Source organism: Streptomyces sp. NPDC087422 (genome assembly GCF_044744145.1).
In the GTDB taxonomy this organism is placed as follows: Bacteria; Actinomycetota; Actinomycetes; order Streptomycetales; family Streptomycetaceae; genus Actinacidiphila.
Window position 1 is genome coordinate 85,531 of sequence record NZ_JBIUXT010000015.1, and the last position, 17,967, is coordinate 103,497.

Consider the following 17,967-nt stretch of genomic DNA (forward strand, 5'->3'; position numbering starts at 1 on the left):
CCCCCACCTCTTGCATCTGCTGACCGGGGACCCACCGTAGCGTGCGCGGAAGGCGGCTGTTGACGAACACCGGTCCGCCCGCGATCCCGCCCGGTCGTCGCGCCGCTCAGCCGCCCGCTCCCGCGCGGCCCCAGTCCTGGCCGACGCGGGCCCAGTCCCGCTCCCAGCTCGTCAGCCGGCGGCTCATCAGCCGCCACATCACCAACTGCCGTACGATCATCACGAATCCGGCGGCGGACGTCGCGGCCGCGGTGCCCGCCAGCACGGAGTGCGTGGCGGCGGTGGCCGAGTCCAGCGGTGGCGCGACCAGTTCGCCCGAGCGGTCCGTCCACAGCCAGATACCGCCCTTGCGCCAGACCTCGATGTCGCCGGGCACCGTCGCGCTGTAGACGGATTCGCCGTCCGGGGACTTCCAGCGCAGCAGATCGCCGCGGCGCGGATCGGCGGTGCCGACCTTGTCGGAGACCACGGGCGTCGTCGTGTCCGGCGGATCCAGCACGGTGGCGGGGACCAGCCGCCGCTGCGCGTTCTCGGTGCGCACCACCCGCTGGAGGGCCCGGTCCACCGAACTGCCCGCCCACCAGCCGAGCGCGGGGGTCGCGCAGAGCAGCACCACGGTGGCCACGCCGAGCCATGCCTCGACGAGATCGGAGCGGCGCCGCAGCGGATTGCGCCGCCACCGCCAGCCGAACTTCCTGAGCCGTGTGCGGTGACGCTGCCGACTCTGGCGATTCATGGACGGACCCCCTTCACACCCGTTCAACTACCGCAAACGGCGCGACTCATGCGTGTGGATCCGCGGGGGTCGCGGGAGCGCCGCGGCGACGCGTTACTCCACGATGGTCAACGGGTCGCCGACCCGTAGGGTTCCGGGGTTCTCGGGGATCAGATTCTGGCCGAAAACAAGACTCGAACCGATCCTGCGGTACTTGCCGAGGGTGTGCAGCGGCTCCTTGCCGCGCCCGGCGCTGCCCTGGTCGGTGGTGGTGATCACGCACCGCCCGCAGGGTTTGGGGACGCGGAAGGTGACCTCGCCGATCCGTACCCGCCGCCAGTCGTCCTCGGCCCACGCCTCGGTGCCCTCCACGACCGCGTTCGGCCTGAAGCGGTTCATCGGCAGCGGGCCCTCCTCGGCCCGCTCGCCCTGCGCGATCAGCGAGTTGAGGGCGGCGAGCGAGGCGGTCGTGGTCACCAGCAGCGGAAAGCCGTCGGCGAGGCTGACCATGTCGCCCGGCGCGGAGAAATCGGGGTCGACCGGCCGCCGGACCGCGGGGTCGTCCATGTGCATCAGCCGCACCGGGCGGCCGAGATACCCGCTGAACCAGTCGTCGGCCGCCTGCCCCGCGGGCACGACCTCGATCTTGTGGGCGAAGAGCGTCACCGTCTCCAGCGGACCCGGTTCAGGCACGGCGACGTCGAGCGGCGGCAGCCCGGGACCGGTCAGCCGCAGACCGCCACCCCCCACGGGTTCGGCGGCCAGCAGCGCCATACGCGGCTGTTCCCGCTGTGTCACGGCCTTGCCCCGCTCGCGGTCGACCAGCATCCAACGGCGGTCAGCGGTGAGCCCCCACGGCTCCACGACCGCCGTCCGCATGCTGATTCCACGCAGCGACTTGACCGGGTAGATGTGCAGCGCGCTGAGGACGGTCGAGGTCATACCGCCATCCTGCCAGCACGCGCGCCGGGCCGATCGGCCCGGGAGGTACCTGATCAGCCCTGGTAGTAACCGCCTCCGGCGGCCGGGGGAACACCCTGGCCGAGATTGCGCCGCGGATACTGCTCCTCCGGGTGGCCGCCGGGCGCCTGCCGCGGCGGTACGGGACGCGGCGGCACCGGCCGCGCGGCCTCGTAGCCGGAGGGGGAGGGCTGCGGAGGCTGCGCCGGGTACCCGCCGCCGTTGCTGTAACCGTTGCCGGTGCCCGTCCCGTTGGAGCCGCCGCCGTTGAAAGCGCCGCCGTTGCCGCCGTTGAAGGCGTTCCCGTTGAAGCCGCCGCGCGGGGCGGCGGTCTGCTGCGGGATGTACGGCGCGGGCGGCGGCTGGTACGCGGGCGTCGGGTAGCCGTTCTGCGCGGCGGGCTGCGGCTGGGTGTATTGCGGCGAGGGGGCCGACGGCCCCGACGGCAGAGCCGGGAGGGCGGGCAGCGCGGGAAGGTTGCTGCCGGGGTAGCCGCTGTATCCGGTGCCTGTCTCGTACGGGGTGTAGGACGGCACGCGGATGGGGGCGATCTGCGGTGTGCCTCGCTCGGCCACGAGGCTGTCGTAGATCGGGGTGTCCGGGAAGGACGAGGACGAGGGGTAGTAGCCGCTGTAGCCGCCACCATAAGAACCGCGGGGGGAGCTCATGAGCCATAAGTTAAGCCCACGATGTGGTCGTTGGGGAGACCGATTAGCGGGTTGTTTGCGCTGCGTGTTGCGCGGTCCTGTCCCCAATATGAGCGAATCCGGGGAAAACGGTCAGCGTCTCATGATGTGATCAGGTAAAAGCCGTGCGTCCTTGGTGTTACCGGGCGTCTCGGCGCACGTGCGAGGGGGCATCCGATGACGCTGCGCAAGGGCGAGAACATGCCGCTGCCCACGGCGGTCCTCCAGGTGGAGTTCACCAGGCGGGCGGGTACGGGCATCCCGCGCGCCGACGTCTGCGCGCTGCTCGTGGCGGACACCGGGGCCCGCGATGCGGACGATCTGGTGCACGCCGCCGCACCCGTTCACCCCTCCGGCGCGGTGCGCTACGCGGCTGGTGGAACGCCGGATCCGGACCCGGCCGCAGGCACGGTCACTGACACTCTTTCGGTTGACCTCGCGTCCGTCGAAACGACCGTCACCTCCGTGCTGATCGTCGCCCGCTCCGACGCCGGCACCTTCGGCCGGATCCCCGGACTGCGGCTGCGCGTCACCGACGGGGGAGCGGAGGTCGCGCGCTTCGACTGCGAGGGGGCCACGGCGGAGACGGCGTACGTCCTCGGCGAGTGTTACCGGCGCGGCGGCGGCTGGAAATTCCGGGCGGTCGGGCAGGGGTACGGCTCCGGGCTCGCGGGGCTGGGCGCCGCGTACGGGCTGCGGGCGGATCAACTGCCGGAGCGGCTGCCGGAGGTGGTGCCCGAGCCCGAACCCGATCCCGTACCTGAGCCTATGTCCGAGCCTCTGCCCGAGGCGACGCGTGCCGTCGCTCCGGAGCCGACCGTTGTCGTACCCGTCGTACCGCCCGCCCCGATGGCGCCGCCCGTTCCGGCTTCGGCACCCGCGCCGGTACGGCTGTCCAAGGTCACGCTCACCAAGGACGCGCCGGCGGTCTCGCTCACCAAACAGGGCGGCGCGACGGGCGCGTTGCGGGTCAATCTGAGCTGGCGGGTCGACCCGGCCCGCGGCGGCGGGCGGTTCCGCAAGGGCGGCGGCGTCGACCTCGACCTGTGCGCGCTCTTCGAACTCTCCGACGGCAGCAAGGGTGTGGTGCAGGCCCTCGGCAACGCCTTCGGCTCGCTCTACCAGCCGCCGTTCATCCTGCTCGACGGCGACGACCGCACCGGCGGCAGCGCGTCCGGCGAGAATCTGACCGTCAACCTCGACCACACCGCCCACTTCCGGCGGATCCTCGTCTTCGTCACGATCTACGAAGGCGCTCGCAGCTTCGCGGGACTGCACGCCACCGTCACGCTCCAGCCGCAGTACGGCGCCCCGGTCGACTTCGTCCTCGACGAGTGCACCGTGCAGTCCAACGTCTGCGCCCTCGCGCTGCTGGTCCGCGAGGGCGACGACCTCGTCGTACGGCGCGAGGCGCGCTATCTGGTGCCCAGGCGCGGCGTGAGCCCGCAGCGCACGACGGACTACGCGTACGGCTGGGGCCTGAACTGGACGCCGGGCCGCAAGTGAGGCGTGGCTGAAGGGACTTGGTGCGGGCCTCGACGGACTCCGTGCCGACGGGCTGGGCGCCGACGCGCCCTAGGCGGAGGCGTCGGGCCGCGCGTAGGTGCGGCCCTTCCAGGCCGCGCCCCGGCCGCGGTAGTGCTCGACCGCGGAGTCGACGGTCATCAGCAGATACAGCGCCGCCGTGTACGGCAGGGTCGGCGCCAGCCACCACGGCTGACCGTAGTACCGCAGCATCGGTACGTAACTGGCCGCCATCGCCGCCCACGCCGCGAGCCCCAGCGCGCACAGCGGCCAGGCCCCGGCGATCGCGCCGCCGACCGCCGCGAGCGGCGGCACCAGATAGATCAGCGCGAGCCCGAGCACCGTGCCGAGCAACACCGCCGGATTGTGCCGGAGTTGCGCGTACGCGCTGCGCGAGACCATCCGCCACAGCTCGCCCAGGTCCGGGTAGGGCCGCACGCTGTCCACGCGTTCGGCGAGCCCGAGCCAGATCCTGCCGCCCGAACGCTTCACCGCGCGGGCGAGCGCCACGTCGTCGATCACCGACTGCCGGATGGAGTCGGGCACGCGGGCGGCGGCCACGGCCGACGCGCGGATCAGCACGCAGCCGCCCGCGGCGGCGGCCGTACGGGAGCGGGCCTTGTTGATCCAGCGGAAGGGGTAGAGCTGCGCGAAGAAGTACACGAAGGCCGGGACGATGAGCTTCTCCCAGCCCGTCTCCACGCGCAGGCGTGCCATGAGCGAGACCATGTCGAGGTCGCGGGAGACCGCGGCGGCCGTCAACTCGCGCAGACTGTCCGGCCGGTGGGCGATGTCGGCGTCCGTCAGCAGCAGGTAGTCGGGGCCGCTGCGCTCGGCGGCCAGCGTGATGCCGTGCCGGACCGCCCACAGCTTGCCCGTCCAGCCGGGCGGCGGCTCGCCGGGCGAGGAGACCGTCAGCGGCAGACCTCCGTGCCGGTCGTGCAGCGCGCGGGCCAGGTCCCCGGTGCCGTCGGTGCTGCCGTCGTCGATCAGGAAGACCTCGGCGTGGCCCGGATACTCCTGGGCCAGCAGCGACGGCAGGCTCACCCCGATCACCTCGGCCTCGTCCCGCGCGGGCACGACGATCGCGATCGACGGCCACTCGTCCAGCGCGCCCCGCCGCGGCAGCCGCACATCGGTCCGCCAGAAACCCCCCTGCCCGACCACCAGCCACACCCAGGCCAGCAACGACACCCCTGCGATCACCATCAACACCGTCACGCCCCGCAGTCTGCCGCACCCACCCCCCACCACCCGCCGCGCCCCGCCCTCCCCGAAGCCCGATCGGACCGCCTCCCTGCCCGCCGACGGCCGCCCGGCGGCTGCGGTACCCACCGCCTGCGGCGGCGACGGCCTCGGTCCGGGCCGCAGCCATGGCCTCATCCGCCCGGGCGCGGCCCCCTGCCACCCGGCGCGCCCCTCGCCGACGCGGATCGGGCTGACCCCCGACCGCCGCGCGGCGGCGGCTCCGGCGGTGCGGGGATCGGCATCGGGGCGTGGGCGGGTCGGGGGTGGTGACGCGGCAGCGGGGCGGGGGGCGTCGCTAGAGTGGCGGGGTGAAGATCGCACTGGTGGACTCCGGGATCGGACTGCTCGCGGCGGCGGCGGCCGTACGGCGGCTGCGGGTGGACGCGGATCTGGTGCTGTCGTCCGACCCCGAGGGAATGCCGTGGGGTCCGCGCGGCGCGGACGACGTGACCGGGCGGGCGCTGGAGTGCGCGCGGGCCGCGGTCGCGCACCGGCCCGACGCGCTGATCGTCGCCTGCAACACCGCGACCGTGCACGCGCTGCCCGCGCTGCGGGCCGCCTTCGAACCGGCCGTGCCGGTCGTCGGCACCGTGCCCGCGATCAAGCCCGCGGCGGCGGCCGGCGGCTCCCTCGCCATCTGGGCGACGCCCGCGACGACGGGCAGCGCGTACCAGCGCGGACTGATCGCGGAATTCGGCAACGGCGCGCACATCACCGAGGTGCCCTGCCCCGGTCTCGCGGACGCCGTGCAGCACGGCGACACCGCGGCCGTGGCCGCCGCGGTCGCCGCCGCCGCGTCGCTGACCCCCGCCGGAGCGCGGGCCATCGTGCTCGGCTGCACGCACTACGAACTCGTCGCCGACCGGATCGCCGCGGCCGTCCCCGGCGCCGTGCTCTACGGCTCGGCGGACGCCGTCGCCGCGCAGGCGCTGCGCCGTGCGGGGTCCGCCGCCCGGGCGACCGGCGGCGGCCGGATCGAGGTCGTCCTCAACGGCCGGTCGGCCCCGCTCCCCGCGGCGGCGCTGGCGTACGCCGAAGGCGCCTCATTGGTGACACCCGCCACCGCCTGAGTGCATAGGGCTGCCTTCTGGTGGGTATCCCAGTACCCTTCACAGCATGACGCACCCTCCTCGGCCGGAGAGCGGCGCGCCCCAGGTCTGGACGGGGCGGGCCCGTAACCGCATGCAATGGGTGCTCGCCGCCTGTGGCGCCGCCTGCATGGCGCTGGGCATCGAGCTGGCCGTGGAAGGCCCCGACGCCGCCTCGGGCCTGGCCCCGCTGGTGATGTCGGTGGTGGGCTGCGTGGCCGTCGGGCTGCTGGTGCTGTTCGGCACGGTCGCCTTCACGCACGTCAGGGTCCGGGTCGACCACGACGCGGTCGACGTGCGCTGCGGCCACATCGGAGTGCCGCGCCGCCGTATCCCGCTGGAGCAGGTCAGCGGCGCCCAGCTCGCGCCCCTGGTCAGCCCGCGCAACTGGGGCGGCTGGGGTTACCGCTGGCGCCCCGAGGAGGGCACCGCGGTCGTCGTCCGCCGTGGCCAGGGCCTGGTCATCGACCTCGGCAGCGGTCGCCGCTTCACGGTCACCGTGGACGACGCGCAGGGCGCCGTGGACACCATCCGCGACCTGCTGACGCTGCGCACCGCCCGCCACACCTCCGGCGCCTGACCCGCGTCCCGCGGGCCGGAGACGCCCAGGCCCGCACACCCGTATCCGGGGCGGGCCCCGAGGCCGCGCCACCCGGTCAGCGCAGTGGACCGAATCCGTCGTCCGGCAGCAAGAGGCCGGACGCCGACCCGGCCACCGGCGGGCAGCCGTCGTCCGGCAGAGGGCGGGCCGTGGCCATGCCCGCGAGGAACCCGGCTCCCGCTGTGACCACGGCGTAGCTGAGCACGTGGTCGACGGTGGCGAGCAGGGCGAGCCCGGTGAGGGCGGCGCCCGCGGTGAGGACGACGGGGGTGGGGCGCGGCGAGCGCCACAGGGCGTACAGCAGCCAGCCGAAGGCGACGGCGAGCAGCGCCGCGCCCGGAATGCCCTGCTCGGCGGCGAGCTGGAGCGGCGCGGACGGCGGTGAGGCTGCGACGGCGGTGGTGGCGTCCGCGGGCGGACCGGCGTTCTCCTCGGTGAACCGCTCGGGCCCGACCCCGCGCAGCGGGTGCCGCTCGGCCAGGTCGATCGCCTCGTGCCACAGCTCGACCCGCGGCTGGGTGAGCTGGCCGGTCAGCGACTCGGACAGACCGGACGGCAGGGCGTCGACCGCGACGGCGTAGCTGCCGCCGACGGCGAGCGCGGCGGCCAGCGCCAGTCCGCACAGGCCGAGCAGCCGTCGCCGCATCCGGGCGGCGGCCAGCGAGTACAGGACGACGGCGATCCCCGCCGCGAAGCCCGCCGCCGAGCCCAGCGCGAGCGCGGTGACGGCGGCGCCCGCCGCCACGAGCCGCAGCCCGAGCCGCCACCCCTTGCCCCGGACCGCCCACGCGGCGCAGCAGGCGGCGCCGACCGCGAGGACCAGCAGCGCGGCGTCGGCGTTCGGATAGCCGAGCGGCGGCGCGTCGGGGTGCGCGGACAGCCGGCTCGGCGGGACGAGGACCAGGGCGAGTACGGCCACGGCCGCGACGGCGGGCGCGAGCACCGGCAGCAGCGCGCCGAGGATGCGGCCGGCCGCGTATCCGGCGCTGACCGCGAGGATGGCGAGCAGGGTGCCCTCGGGGCGGGCGGCGCGGCCCGCGGCGGCGATCAGCGTCCAGACGCCGCAGCAGACGAGGAGGGCGATGCCGACGGCGTCGGTGGTGCCGCTGTACGGACGCGGTTCGCGCCGCGGCGGGCGCGGCGCTCCGGCGGCCTTCGTACGCGTGGCGCCCGGCGTCCCGCCGGCCGTCGTGTCCATCCCCCGGTACCCCCTGCCACCCGGGCGCGACGGGGTACCGTCACACCCGCGTTCCCCGCGTGGGCGCTGTCTGTCGCCACCGTAACGGGTGACACCCCGACCTGTGGATATGTCGTACGGGAACCCGGCACCACGTGGGAAACCTGGTGCTGGTGTGGCGTTCACCGTCGTTCTCGTACGCTCTGGGCATGGCGATTCCCGAATTCATCCGAGACATCCGCGCGAAGGCGGGGGACACCCTGCTGCTCCTGCCGGGTGTGGTGACCGTCGTCTTCGACGACCGCGGCCGGATCCTGCTCAACCGCCGTACGGACACCGGAAAGTGGGCGCTCATCAGTGGCATCCCCGACCCGGGCGAGCAGCCCGCCGAGGCGGCCGTCCGGGAGATCGAGGAGGAGACCGGGGTGCACGCCGTCGTCGAGAAGGTGCTGAGCGTCTTCACCAACGAGCCGGTGAGGTACGACAACGGCGACCGCGCCCAGTACATCGACATCGTGCTGCGCTGTCGGGCCGTCGGCGGCGAGGCGCGGGTGAACGACGAGGAATCGCTCGACGTGCGCTGGTTCGCGCTGGACGAACTGCCGCCGCTCGGCCCGATCGCCCGCGGCCGGATCGACATGGCGCTGCGCGACGACCCCACGTGGTTCGCGCCCGCCACCGCTCCGGGAGCGGCGCACCCCGGATACCCGGCCCCGTAACAGCCGCACCGAGGACACCGGCCCGCGCGGGGGTACGAACGAGGCCCAGGTGCGGAGCCGCCCCGTGCCGGTTCCGAACCCGGGCCTCGCCCAGGGGAGGCACCGCGCGTGTCCCGGCCGTCGGCCGCCGGGACCCGAGGCGTATGCCATCGAGCCGATCTTCACGCCACACCCCCGTTGGGTGGCGGAAGACCGCCAAGCTTGTTTGCCTTCACCGCACTGATCGACTAATCAATCGACTACATCGACTACTCAACTGAAGGGCCTGGCTCAAGCATTGGGCACGGCGGCCTCAACTCGTCCTCAACTGGTCCTCATTGGAGCCCGCGGTCTATGATGCAGTTTCCGATCACAACGCCGGGCGAGCCCGGTAAGGGGGACGGCGTGAGGTTTCGGGTCCTCGGCGCCTTGGAGGCCTGGTCCGGTCGGACCCGAATATCCCTCGGCGGGCCCAGGGAACAGCGAGTCCTCGCGCTGCTGCTCCTCGAAGCCAACAGGACCGTATCGCTCAGCCACCTCGTCGACGCCCTCTGGGACGAGACTCCGCCCGCCACGGCCGGAAAGCAGATCCGCAACGCGGTGTCGCGACTGCGCTCGGCGCTGGTCGCCGCTCCCGGCGGGACCGGGGACATCACGGCCGTCGGAGACGCGGGATACCGGATGGCGGTGAGCGAAGGCGCGCTGGACAGTGCCGAATTCGACCGTCAGGTGGCCGCCGCGGAGTCGGCGCGCGTCGCGGGCGACCTCGCCGAGTGCGTGGAACTGCTGGGCGCGGCGCTGGAGTTGTGGCACGGACCCGCGCTCGCCGGGCTCTCGGGGCGGGTGATCGAGGCCAGGGCGGCGGCCTGGAACGAACGGCGGCTCGCGGTCCAGGAGACCTGTACCGACCACCAGTTGGCCCTCGGGCGGCATACGGAAGTGGTCGCCTCGCTGTCCGCGATCGTCGCCGAGTACCCGCTGCGCGAGAAGCCGGTCAGCCAGCTCATGCTCGCACTGCACCGCGGCGGCAGGCAGAGCGAGGCGCTCGCCGCCTTCCACGGGCTGCGCACCCGCCTGGCCGACGAGATGGGCCTGGACGTACCGCCCGCGCTCGACCTGCTGCACCAGCGGATTCTCGCCAATGATCCCTCGGTCGCCGCCCCCGAGAGGCCGCGCGCCACGGAGGGCGGACCGGTCGCCGCCCCGGCCCGCGTGCCCCGCCAACTCCCCGCTGCCTCACGGCACTTCACCGGCCGCCGCAGACAGCTCAAGCTCCTCGACGAACTCCTCGACCACGCCGTGCAGTTCGGCGGCACCGCCGTCATCTCGGCCATCGACGGCACCGCGGGCATCGGCAAGACGACGCTGGCCATCCACTGGGCGCAGCGCAATGCCGAGCGCTTCCCCGACGGCCAGCTCCACGTCAATCTGCGCGGATTCGCTCCCGGCTCCCGTCCGTTGGCGCCGGTCGAGGCGATCCGCGGCTTCCTCGACGCGCTCGGGGTGCCCGCCGAGAGCGTTCCCGAGGAACTGGACGCCCGTGCCGCGCTCTACCGCACCCTGCTGGCGGGCCGCCGGGTCCTGATCGTCCTGGACAACGCGCGCGACACCGACCAGGTCCGGCCGCTGCTGCCCGGCAGCACCTCCTGCGCCGTGGTGATCACCAGCCGCAATCAACTGACCGGCCTGATCGCCGCCGAGGGCGCCACCCCCGTCACCCTCGACCTGCTCAGCGCGGTGGAGTCGCTGGACCTGCTGGCCCGCCGCCTCGGCCCCGAGCGCACCGCCGCGGAACCCGAGGCCGCCGCCGAACTGGTCGAGCTGTGCGCCCGGCTGCCGCTCGCCCTGAGCATCGCCGCCGCCCGCGCCCTCGTCTCGCCCCGGCTGTCGCTCGCCGACCTGGTCGCCGCGCTGCGCGACGTACGGCACCGGCTCGACACCCTCGACATCGGCGACGCCTCCACCGACCTGCGTGCGGTCTTCTCCTGGTCGTACGGGCACCTGTCGGAGTCCGCCCGGCGGATGTTCCGGCTGCTGTCGGTCCACCCGGGACCCGACATCACCGTCCCGGCCGCGGCGAGCCTGACCGGGGTGACCGTCGCCGAGGCACGCCGCGCGCTGTACGACCTGACCCGCGCCCACCTGGTGATGGAGCATGTGCCGGGCCGCTTCACCTTCCACGACCTGCTCCGCGCGTACGCCGGTGAGCTGACCGCCACGCACGACAGCGAGGCGGAGCGCCGTACGGTCCTGCTGCGGGTGCTCGACCACTACCTGCACACCGCCCACGCGGCGGCCAGGCTGCTGAGCCCGGTGCCGATCCCGCTGACGCTGGGGGACCCGGAGCCGGGCGCGGTGCCCGAGACGCTCGCCGACGCGCGGCGGGCTGCGGAGTGGATGGAGGCCGAGGAGCAGGTCCTGATGGCCACCGTCACGCAGGCCGATGTCAACGGCTTCGACGTGCACTCCGACCGGCTCGGCTGGATCCTGATGGGCGTCTCCGACCGGCGCGGCCCCAACCCGGCGTCGCCGCCCGACCCCTGGGGCCCCCGGCGCTCCGGCGTGCACCGGGGTCTCGGCACCAGCTACTCGTGGCTGGTCGCCTACCCGGCCGCCCTCACCCACCTCGAACACTGCGCCGGGGTCTACCGCGACCTCGACGACAGCACCGGTCTCGCGCACACCTACTTCGGCCTCAGCTCGGTGCTCGAACACCGGGGCCGCTACCAGGAAGCGCTCGAATACGCCCAGCAGGCCGCGGAGTTGTTCAACGTCGTCGCGCACCAGCACGGCGAGGCGCGGGCCCGTAACGCGGCGGGCTGGCTGCTGGGCAGACTCGGCGACTTCGCCGCCTCCCTGACGCAGTGTCAGCAGGGCCTGGCGCTCTACAGCGTGCTCGGCGACCGGCCGATGCAGGCGGTCGCCTGGGACAATCTGGGCTACGCCCATCACGGGCTCGGGCAGTACGCGGAGGCCGTCGATGCCTTCGAACGGTCGCTGGAGATCACCCGGGCGTTGGGCGACCTCGCCGAGGAGGTCGTGACGCTCAGTTATCTGGGTGACACCCATCACGCCGCCGGTGACACGGCCGCCGCGGCCGAGGTCCGCCGCACCGCCCTGACCATTCTCGAAGGGCTCGAACCCCGCGAGGTCGCCGTGCTGCGCGAGGTGACCCACCTGTAGCGGCCGGTTGACGGACCAGAAGGCGTCTGTCACGGTTTTCCCAGGGGCTTGTCCTGCCCCACAACAGCCTCCGTGGGGGAACTCCCCTTCACACGGGGGCTTTTCGCCGCCCTGACCGCGCCGCGGGCGCCGGGCGAGCACACCCCCGCACCCGCGCGTTCACCTCGGCCATTCCCGCCGGTGGCCGCGCCGGTGTCACGCCTGTGATCCCTGCCTCACCGCCCGACGGCGATGTCACATCCGCTCGCGGAGGGCTCCTCTTGGGGCCGTAGAGCTGATCGTCGCCGCCTCGAACGACACACGCGACCGTGAGCGCCTGCCACGCCCACGGCAAGGAGGAATTGTGAACAAGTTGCGGGGCAACCCGTGGGCGATCCTGACGGTGCTGTCCATCGGGTTCTTCATGACACTGCTCGACCTGACGATCGTCAACATCGCCATTCCGGACATGGTGGAGCACCTGAACGCGTCACTCGACCAGATCCTGTGGATCACCAACGCGTACACCCTGGCGCTCGCCGTACTCCTGATCACCGCGGGCCGGATGGGCGATCTGACCGGCAAGAAGAACCTCTTCGTCTACGGCGTCGCGCTGTTCACCCTGGCGAGCCTGGCCTGCGGTCTGTCGCAGAACCCGTCGCAGCTCATCACCTTCCGCGCGATCCAGGGCATCGGCGCCGCGATGCTGCTGCCGCAGACCCTCTCCCTGATCATCGACATCTTCCCGCACGAGAAGCGCGGTGTCGCGCTCGGCATCTGGGGCATCGTGGCCGGTGTGTCCGGCGCCGCGGGACCGGCCGTCGGCGGTGTGCTCGTCACCAAGATCGACTGGCGCTGGATCTTCTTCGTCAACATCCCGCTCGGCGTCCTGGCGGTGGCCGGCGCCCTGCTGTTCATCCCCAACGCGGAACGAACGGTCAAGCACCGCTTCGACGTTCCCGGCGTCGTCCTGCTGTCGCTGACGCTCTTCCTGCTCTCCTTCGCGCTGATCGAGGGGCAGAAGTACAACTGGAACGGCTGGATCTGGACGTCGATCGCCGCCTCCGCCGTGGTCTTCGCGGTCTTCCTGGTCTACCAGCGCGGCCAGCAGGACAACGAGCCCCTGGTGCCGTTCTCGCTGTTCAAGGACCGCAACTTCACGATCATGAACTTCGTCGGCATCGCGATCTCGTTCGGCATCGTGGGCCTCTTCCTCCCGATCACCGTCTACCTCCAGTCCATCCTCGGCTACAGCGCCATGAAGTCCGGCATCGTGCTGCTGCCGCTGTCCGTCGGCACCTTCGTGATGGCCGGGCCCGCGGGTGTGCTCTCCGAGAAGCTGGGCGGCAAGTACATCCTGATGACCGGCCTCGTGCTGTACGGCGGCGGCCTGCTGTGGGTGATGTCCGTGGCCGACGTCGGCCAGAGCTGGACCGGCATCGTGGCACCGCTGTTCATCATGGGCATGGGCGCGGGCTGCACCTTCACCCCGATGGCCACCGAGGTCATGCGCAATGTGCCGCCCAAGCTCACCGGCGCCGCGTCCGGCGTCAACAACGCGCTGCGGCAGGTCGGTTCCGTGCTCGCGGGCGCCGTGGTCGGCGCGGTGCTCCAGGGCCAGCTCGCCTCCTCCCTCAAGGACCAGGCGGCGCAGCGGGCCGGGAGCGTACCCGCGGACTACCGCGAGGGGTTCGTGAAGAGCTTCGACAACGCGGGCAAGCACCTCGAAGTGGCGGGCAACACCTCGGGATTGAAGCTCCCCTCGGACGTCCCCGCCGACGCGGCGCACCGCATCCAGGACGCGGGCACCGCGGTCTTCGGGCACGGCTTCATCGACGCCATGCACCCGACACTGCTGGTGTCCGTCGTGGTGATGGCGCTGGGCGCGCTGTCCTGCCTGCTCGTCAAGAAGATCGACGGCGCCTCGGCCAACCCCCACGGGCTGCCGCTCAGCGCGGACGAGATCGCCGCCGCGGAGGCCGCCGCCTCGCCCGCCGACCCGGCCCCCGCCAGGGGCTGAACCGGTACAGGGCGACAGCGGTGCGCGGGCTCCGTTCCCCGGTTCGAGGGGGAGCGGGGCCCGTTTCCCGCACGGCGCCGCCCCGCGCCGCCCGCGACTCGCCGCACCGTACTGCGACTCGCCGCACCGCACCGCCCGCGCCCGACCCGCCGCTTCCGCGCAACCCCGAGGGGACCGTGCCCGCTATGCCCGACGCCACCCCCAGCCAAGACGACGCGTACGACAGCACGCACGACGACACGTACGACACCGCCGTCAACGAGGCCCTGGAACGGCTCGGTCACGCCGGGTTCTTCCTCGGGTCCGGCAATCAGCTGCGCGGATTCGCGCTCCACGCCCCGATGGGAGCCGAGGCGCTGGCCGCCCTCGGCCACGGCGACCAGGTGCCGGACTGGGTCGAGTGGTACGCGGGCCACCGCGGCCTCGGCGCGCCGCCCGACCTCTTCGCCCCCATCGACGCGGCGGACCCCGACTCCTGGCGCGCCGCGCTCGGCGAGGCCCGGCGGCTCGCCGACTGGGCGACGCTGTTCCGGCGCGAGATCGACGGCGCGGGCTGGCGGGAGACCTTGGTCAAGTGGTGGCCCCGGCTGACTCCCGGCATGTTCGCCGGTCTGACCCACGGCGTGATCCGTACCGCGCACGCCGTACGCGGCATCACCGCCGTCGGCGCGCCGAGCACCGTACAACTCCACGAACTGGCCAACGGCCTCGCCTTCTGGGCCGCGCTCTACCAGCCGCCGGACGGCGCCCTCGCGCGCGGCGCGAAGGCCGTGGGCGCGGTCAGGACACTCGGCCGCCAACCGAAGTCCAAGCTGTTCGCCGCCGCCGACGCGCGGCTCGAACAGTCGGTGGACGCCGCGCTCGCCGAGCTGACCGCGATCGGCGCCGGGCGCTACACCCTGATGCGGCCGGGCGGCAATCCGGTGCCCGCCATCCACGCCGTCACCGCGCCAGCCGCGGTCCGGATGACGCTGCCGCACCTGCCGCCGCAACTCGCGCTGCCCTCCTACGAAGCGGTCCGCGACGTGTCGGGAACGCTGCTCAACATCTTCACCGGACGCGGTGAACCCGACCCCGCCGCACCGGCCGTGGACGCCCACGACCCCGCGGAGCGCCGCCGGATCGTCGAGGCCGCGGTCGAACTGCGCGACGAACACGCCATCAAGATCGCCGAGGTGGCGCGGCGCGAGTACGCGACCTACGAGGACCCGCGCTGCTTCGCCGCCGCCCACCACGCCGTACGGCTGCTTGGCGGCTAGGGCTTGCCCGGCTGATCACGAACGGCCCCTTCGCCCCATGGCACGCACGGGCCTGTCCCGCGGACCGCGAAGGCCCTCGGCGAAATGTCCTGCGAAGTGCCCGCGAAGTGCCGTGCGGAGGGCCCTCGCGCGGGTCGGAAGAACCTCCCCCAACCCCCGTCTGAGCAGCGGCCTTTGTCAGTGCTTGGCGGTAAAATCGACAGTGTTCGAGAGGGTTGGCCGACGCCTCAGGAGGATGCCGATGGCCGTTGCCGCACTGCCCCTACTGTCCTTGCCGAAGAAGCCGCTTCCCGCCGGACGACCGCGCGAGTGGTACATCGCGCACAACCGCCGGCTCAAGACGATGCGCCTGGTCATCGCCCTGCTCGACTCGGGCGTCTACGATCCGGCGCAGGCGAGCAACCGCCGGATCCACGACACCGCCGAGCGCATCGGCGTCCACCCGCCGTCCGACATCACCTGCCGCATGGTCCGCGCCCTGATCAGCTACGGACGCTGACCCGCAGCAGCCCGCGGGCCCCCGCCGTCACCCGTGTGGGACGGCGGGGGCCCGCGGTCTTCTCCGGCGCCTCAGATCACAACTTGCGGTAGGTGTACGCGTCTTCGGCCGCCGCGGCCACCGCGTCCAGGTCCGCGCCGGTCGAGGCCGTGACGACCGCGGCGACCGCGCCTTCGAGGAAGGGGGCGTTCAACAACCGGCTGCCGGAGGGCAGTTCGTCGTCCGCGAGCAGCGCCTTGACGGTGAGTACGGCGCTGCCCAGGTCCGCGATGACGGCCACCCCCGCGCCCTGGTCGACCGTACGGGCGGCCGAGACGATCAGATCGGAGCTGGTGCCGAGCCCGCCGTCCGGGCCGCCGCCCGCCGCGACGACCGGCACATCGGTCGCGCCGCCGGTCAGTCCGGTGGCGAGCGCGACGACGGAGGCCGCGACGGAGGCGCTGTGCGACACGAGCACTATGCCGACTATCGGGGTGGTCACGCGGCACCGTCCCGCGCCGTGGCGGCCAGCGCGTCGACCAGGAGGGCCGCCGAGGTCGCGCCCGGGTCCTGGTGGCCGACGCTGCGCTCGCCGAGGTAGCTGGCCCGGCCCTTGCGGGCGCGCAGCGGCATGGTGGCCTTCGCGCCCTCGTCGGCCGCGGAGGCCGCGGCCGCCAGGCCCTCGGCCAGCGAGCCGCCCGCGTCGAGCGCGCCGGTCAGCGCGTCCACCGCCGGGAGCAGCGCGTCCAGCATCGTCTTGTCACCGGCCGACGCGCCGCCCAGCTGGGCGACCCCGTCCACCCCCGCGCGCAGCGCGTCCCGCAGCCGGTCCGCGCCGACGGCCTCCTCGTCGCCCAGCTCCTTGCCCGCCTTGCGCAGCAGCGTGCCGTACAGCGGCCCCGACGCCCCGCCGACCGTGCTGATCAGCGTCCGGCCCACCAGCACCAACACGCCGCCGGGCGTGCCGGGCGGTTCCTGCTCGACGGCGTCGCGCGCCGCGATGAAACCGCGCCGCATATTGCTGCCGTGGTCGGCGTCGCCGATGGGCGAGTCGAGTTCGGTCAGCCGCTCGGACTCGCGGTCGACGGAGGCGGTGGCCGTGTCCAGCCAGCGCCGCACGAAGTCCGCGTCGACGGTGGAGCCGGCGGATCCGGGGGAGGGGAGGGCATTCATACGGTTGTACGGTCCTTTCGGCGGTGGCGGCCGGTGGCCGGGAGCGGTCGGTACGGCGCGGGAGAGCGGGTGCTCAGCAGCCCCAGCGCAGCGCGGGCGTCGAGACCGGCGCGTCCCACAGCCCCAGCAGCTCCTCGTCGACCTGGCAGATCGACACCGAGCAGCCCGCCATGTCGAGCGAGGTCACATAGTTACCGACCAGTGTGCGCGCGACCGGAACCTTGCGTTCGGTCAGGGCCCGGTGCACCTCGGCGTTGAAGCCGTACAGCTCCAGCAGCGGCGTCGCGCCCATCCCGTTGACCAGCACGATCACCGGTCCGTCCGGCTGTAGGTCCTCCACGACCGCGTCGACCGCCACATCGGCGATCTCGCCGGACGTCATCATGGCCCGGCGCTCGCGCCCCGGCTCGCCGTGGATGCCGATGCCCAGCTCCAGCTCGCCGCTGGGCAGGTCGAAGGTCGGGGCGCCCTTGGCGGGCGTGGTCACGGCGCTGAGCGCCACGCCGAAGCTGCGCGAGGACTCGTTGACCCGGCGGGCCACGGCCGCCACCCGGTCGAGCGGCGCTCCCGCGTCGGCCGCGGCGCCCGCCAGCTTCTCCACGAAGAGCGTCGCACCGGTACCGCGCCGTCCCGCCGTGAAGAGGCTGTCGACCACCGCCACGTCGTCGTTGACCAGGACCTTGGCGACCTGCACGCCCTCGTCCTCCGCCAGCTCGGCGGCCATGTCGAAGTTGAGCACGTCACCGGTGTAGTTCTTCACGATGAACAGCACCCCGGCCCCGCTGTCGACCGCGGCGGCGGCCCGTACCATCTGGTCCGGCACGGGCGAGGTGAAGACCTCGCCGGGACAGGCGGCGTCCAGCATCCCGCGTCCGACGAATCCGCCGTGCAGCGGCTCGTGCCCGGAACCACCGCCGGACACCAGACCGACCTTCCCCTCGTACGGCGCCCCCCGCCGCACGATCACCCGCCGCTCGACGTCGACGGTCAGCTCCGGATGCGCCGCCGCCATCCCGCGCAGCGCGTCGGCGACCACGGTCTCGGCGACGTTGATCAGCATCTTCATCAGTACCTCCTGAGAAGGTCGGCAGTGCGGCGCCCGGGGGCCCTCGTCCAGGTCAAGGGGCCGGACGCGGTTCGGGGACCGCCTTGCCCGGTCGGCCCACGGCATGCTCCGG

16 protein-coding genes are annotated in these 17,967 nt (G+C 73.2%); 8 read left to right on the plus strand and 8 right to left on the minus strand.

The annotated features are described in order from the left end of the window. Window positions 1–106 precede the first annotated feature (106 nt). The 3 genes from ACIO6U_RS32890 to ACIO6U_RS32900 all read right to left on the minus strand — a co-directional run bounded on the left by ACIO6U_RS32890 (window position 107) and on the right by ACIO6U_RS32900 (window position 2,343). A complete protein-coding gene (locus ACIO6U_RS32890; protein WP_401724686.1) occupies window positions 107–736 on the minus strand; it encodes a hypothetical protein in 630 nt (209 codons plus the stop codon). A 93-nt stretch (window positions 737–829) separates the two neighbouring features. After that, the gene (locus ACIO6U_RS32895; protein ID WP_401724689.1) at window positions 830–1,657 is read right to left on the minus strand and encodes an MOSC domain-containing protein; all 828 of its coding nucleotides are present in this window, start codon (window positions 1,655–1,657) and stop codon (window positions 830–832) included. Between the two features lie 53 nt (window positions 1,658–1,710). Continuing rightward, window positions 1,711–2,343, minus strand: a complete 633-nt coding sequence (locus ACIO6U_RS32900; RefSeq protein ID WP_355343905.1) for a DUF6643 family protein — start codon at window positions 2,341–2,343, stop codon at window positions 1,711–1,713. A 195-nt stretch (window positions 2,344–2,538) separates the two neighbouring features. Here ACIO6U_RS32900 and ACIO6U_RS32905 point away from each other — a divergent pair, with 195 nt between their 5' ends. Beyond that, window positions 2,539–3,867: a TerD family protein gene (locus ACIO6U_RS32905; RefSeq protein ID WP_401724692.1), complete on the plus strand. Its 1,329-nt coding sequence runs from the start codon at window positions 2,539–2,541 to the stop codon at window positions 3,865–3,867. A 69-nt stretch (window positions 3,868–3,936) separates the two neighbouring features. Here the strand turns inward: ACIO6U_RS32905 and ACIO6U_RS32910 are convergent, their stop codons facing one another. After that, window positions 3,937–5,094, minus strand: coding sequence for a glycosyltransferase (locus ACIO6U_RS32910; protein WP_401724827.1), 1,158 nt, complete (start codon window positions 5,092–5,094; stop codon window positions 3,937–3,939). A 347-nt stretch (window positions 5,095–5,441) separates the two neighbouring features. Between ACIO6U_RS32910 and ACIO6U_RS32915 the strand changes: the two genes are divergently transcribed. Together ACIO6U_RS32915 and ACIO6U_RS32920 are read left to right on the plus strand one after the other, a co-directional pair. Further along, complete coding sequence (locus tag ACIO6U_RS32915) at window positions 5,442–6,203, plus strand: glutamate racemase (RefSeq protein ID WP_401724695.1); 762 nt, start codon at window positions 5,442–5,444, stop codon at window positions 6,201–6,203. A 46-nt stretch (window positions 6,204–6,249) separates the two neighbouring features. Beyond that, on the plus strand, window positions 6,250–6,801 hold the full coding sequence (locus ACIO6U_RS32920; RefSeq protein WP_355343913.1) for a hypothetical protein: 552 nt from the start codon (window positions 6,250–6,252) through the stop codon (window positions 6,799–6,801). Window positions 6,802–6,877: 76 nt separating this feature from the next. Here ACIO6U_RS32920 and ACIO6U_RS32925 read toward each other — a convergent pair whose 3' ends face one another. Continuing rightward, window positions 6,878–8,020, minus strand: a complete 1,143-nt coding sequence (locus ACIO6U_RS32925; RefSeq protein ID WP_391164139.1) for an O-antigen ligase family protein — start codon at window positions 8,018–8,020, stop codon at window positions 6,878–6,880. Window positions 8,021–8,208: 188 nt separating this feature from the next. Between ACIO6U_RS32925 and ACIO6U_RS32930 the strand changes: the two genes are divergently transcribed. The 5 genes from ACIO6U_RS32930 to ACIO6U_RS32950 all read left to right on the plus strand — a co-directional run bounded on the left by ACIO6U_RS32930 (window position 8,209) and on the right by ACIO6U_RS32950 (window position 15,637). Further along, entirely contained in the window at window positions 8,209–8,718 is a 510-nt protein-coding gene (locus ACIO6U_RS32930; RefSeq protein ID WP_401724699.1) for an NUDIX hydrolase, read from the plus strand. 384 nt (window positions 8,719–9,102) lie between these two features. Further along, window positions 9,103–11,880: an AfsR/SARP family transcriptional regulator gene (locus ACIO6U_RS32935; RefSeq protein ID WP_401724702.1), complete on the plus strand. Its 2,778-nt coding sequence runs from the start codon at window positions 9,103–9,105 to the stop codon at window positions 11,878–11,880. Between the two features lie 343 nt (window positions 11,881–12,223). Continuing rightward, entirely contained in the window at window positions 12,224–13,879 is a 1,656-nt protein-coding gene (locus tag ACIO6U_RS32940; RefSeq protein WP_401724705.1) for an MFS transporter, read from the plus strand. 185 nt (window positions 13,880–14,064) lie between these two features. After that, on the plus strand, window positions 14,065–15,138 hold the full coding sequence (locus ACIO6U_RS32945) for a hypothetical protein (protein WP_401724708.1): 1,074 nt from the start codon (window positions 14,065–14,067) through the stop codon (window positions 15,136–15,138). A 241-nt stretch (window positions 15,139–15,379) separates the two neighbouring features. After that, on the plus strand, window positions 15,380–15,637 hold the full coding sequence (locus tag ACIO6U_RS32950) for a hypothetical protein (RefSeq protein ID WP_355343930.1): 258 nt from the start codon (window positions 15,380–15,382) through the stop codon (window positions 15,635–15,637). A gap of 76 nt (window positions 15,638–15,713) precedes the next feature. Here the strand turns inward: ACIO6U_RS32950 and ACIO6U_RS32955 are convergent, their stop codons facing one another. From ACIO6U_RS32955 to dhaK, 3 genes are all read right to left on the minus strand, one after another. Then, complete coding sequence (locus ACIO6U_RS32955; RefSeq protein WP_355343933.1) at window positions 15,714–16,118, minus strand: PTS fructose transporter subunit IIA; 405 nt, start codon at window positions 16,116–16,118, stop codon at window positions 15,714–15,716. Then, the gene (gene dhaL / locus ACIO6U_RS32960; RefSeq protein WP_401724712.1) at window positions 16,115–16,789 is read right to left on the minus strand and encodes a dihydroxyacetone kinase subunit DhaL; all 675 of its coding nucleotides are present in this window, start codon (window positions 16,787–16,789) and stop codon (window positions 16,115–16,117) included. Before dhaL ends, ACIO6U_RS32955 begins: the two co-directional genes overlap by 4 nt. 73 nt (window positions 16,790–16,862) lie before the next feature. Continuing rightward, window positions 16,863–17,855: a dihydroxyacetone kinase subunit DhaK gene (gene dhaK, locus ACIO6U_RS32965; RefSeq protein ID WP_391050147.1), complete on the minus strand. Its 993-nt coding sequence runs from the start codon at window positions 17,853–17,855 to the stop codon at window positions 16,863–16,865. Window positions 17,856–17,967: the final 112 nt, after the last annotated feature.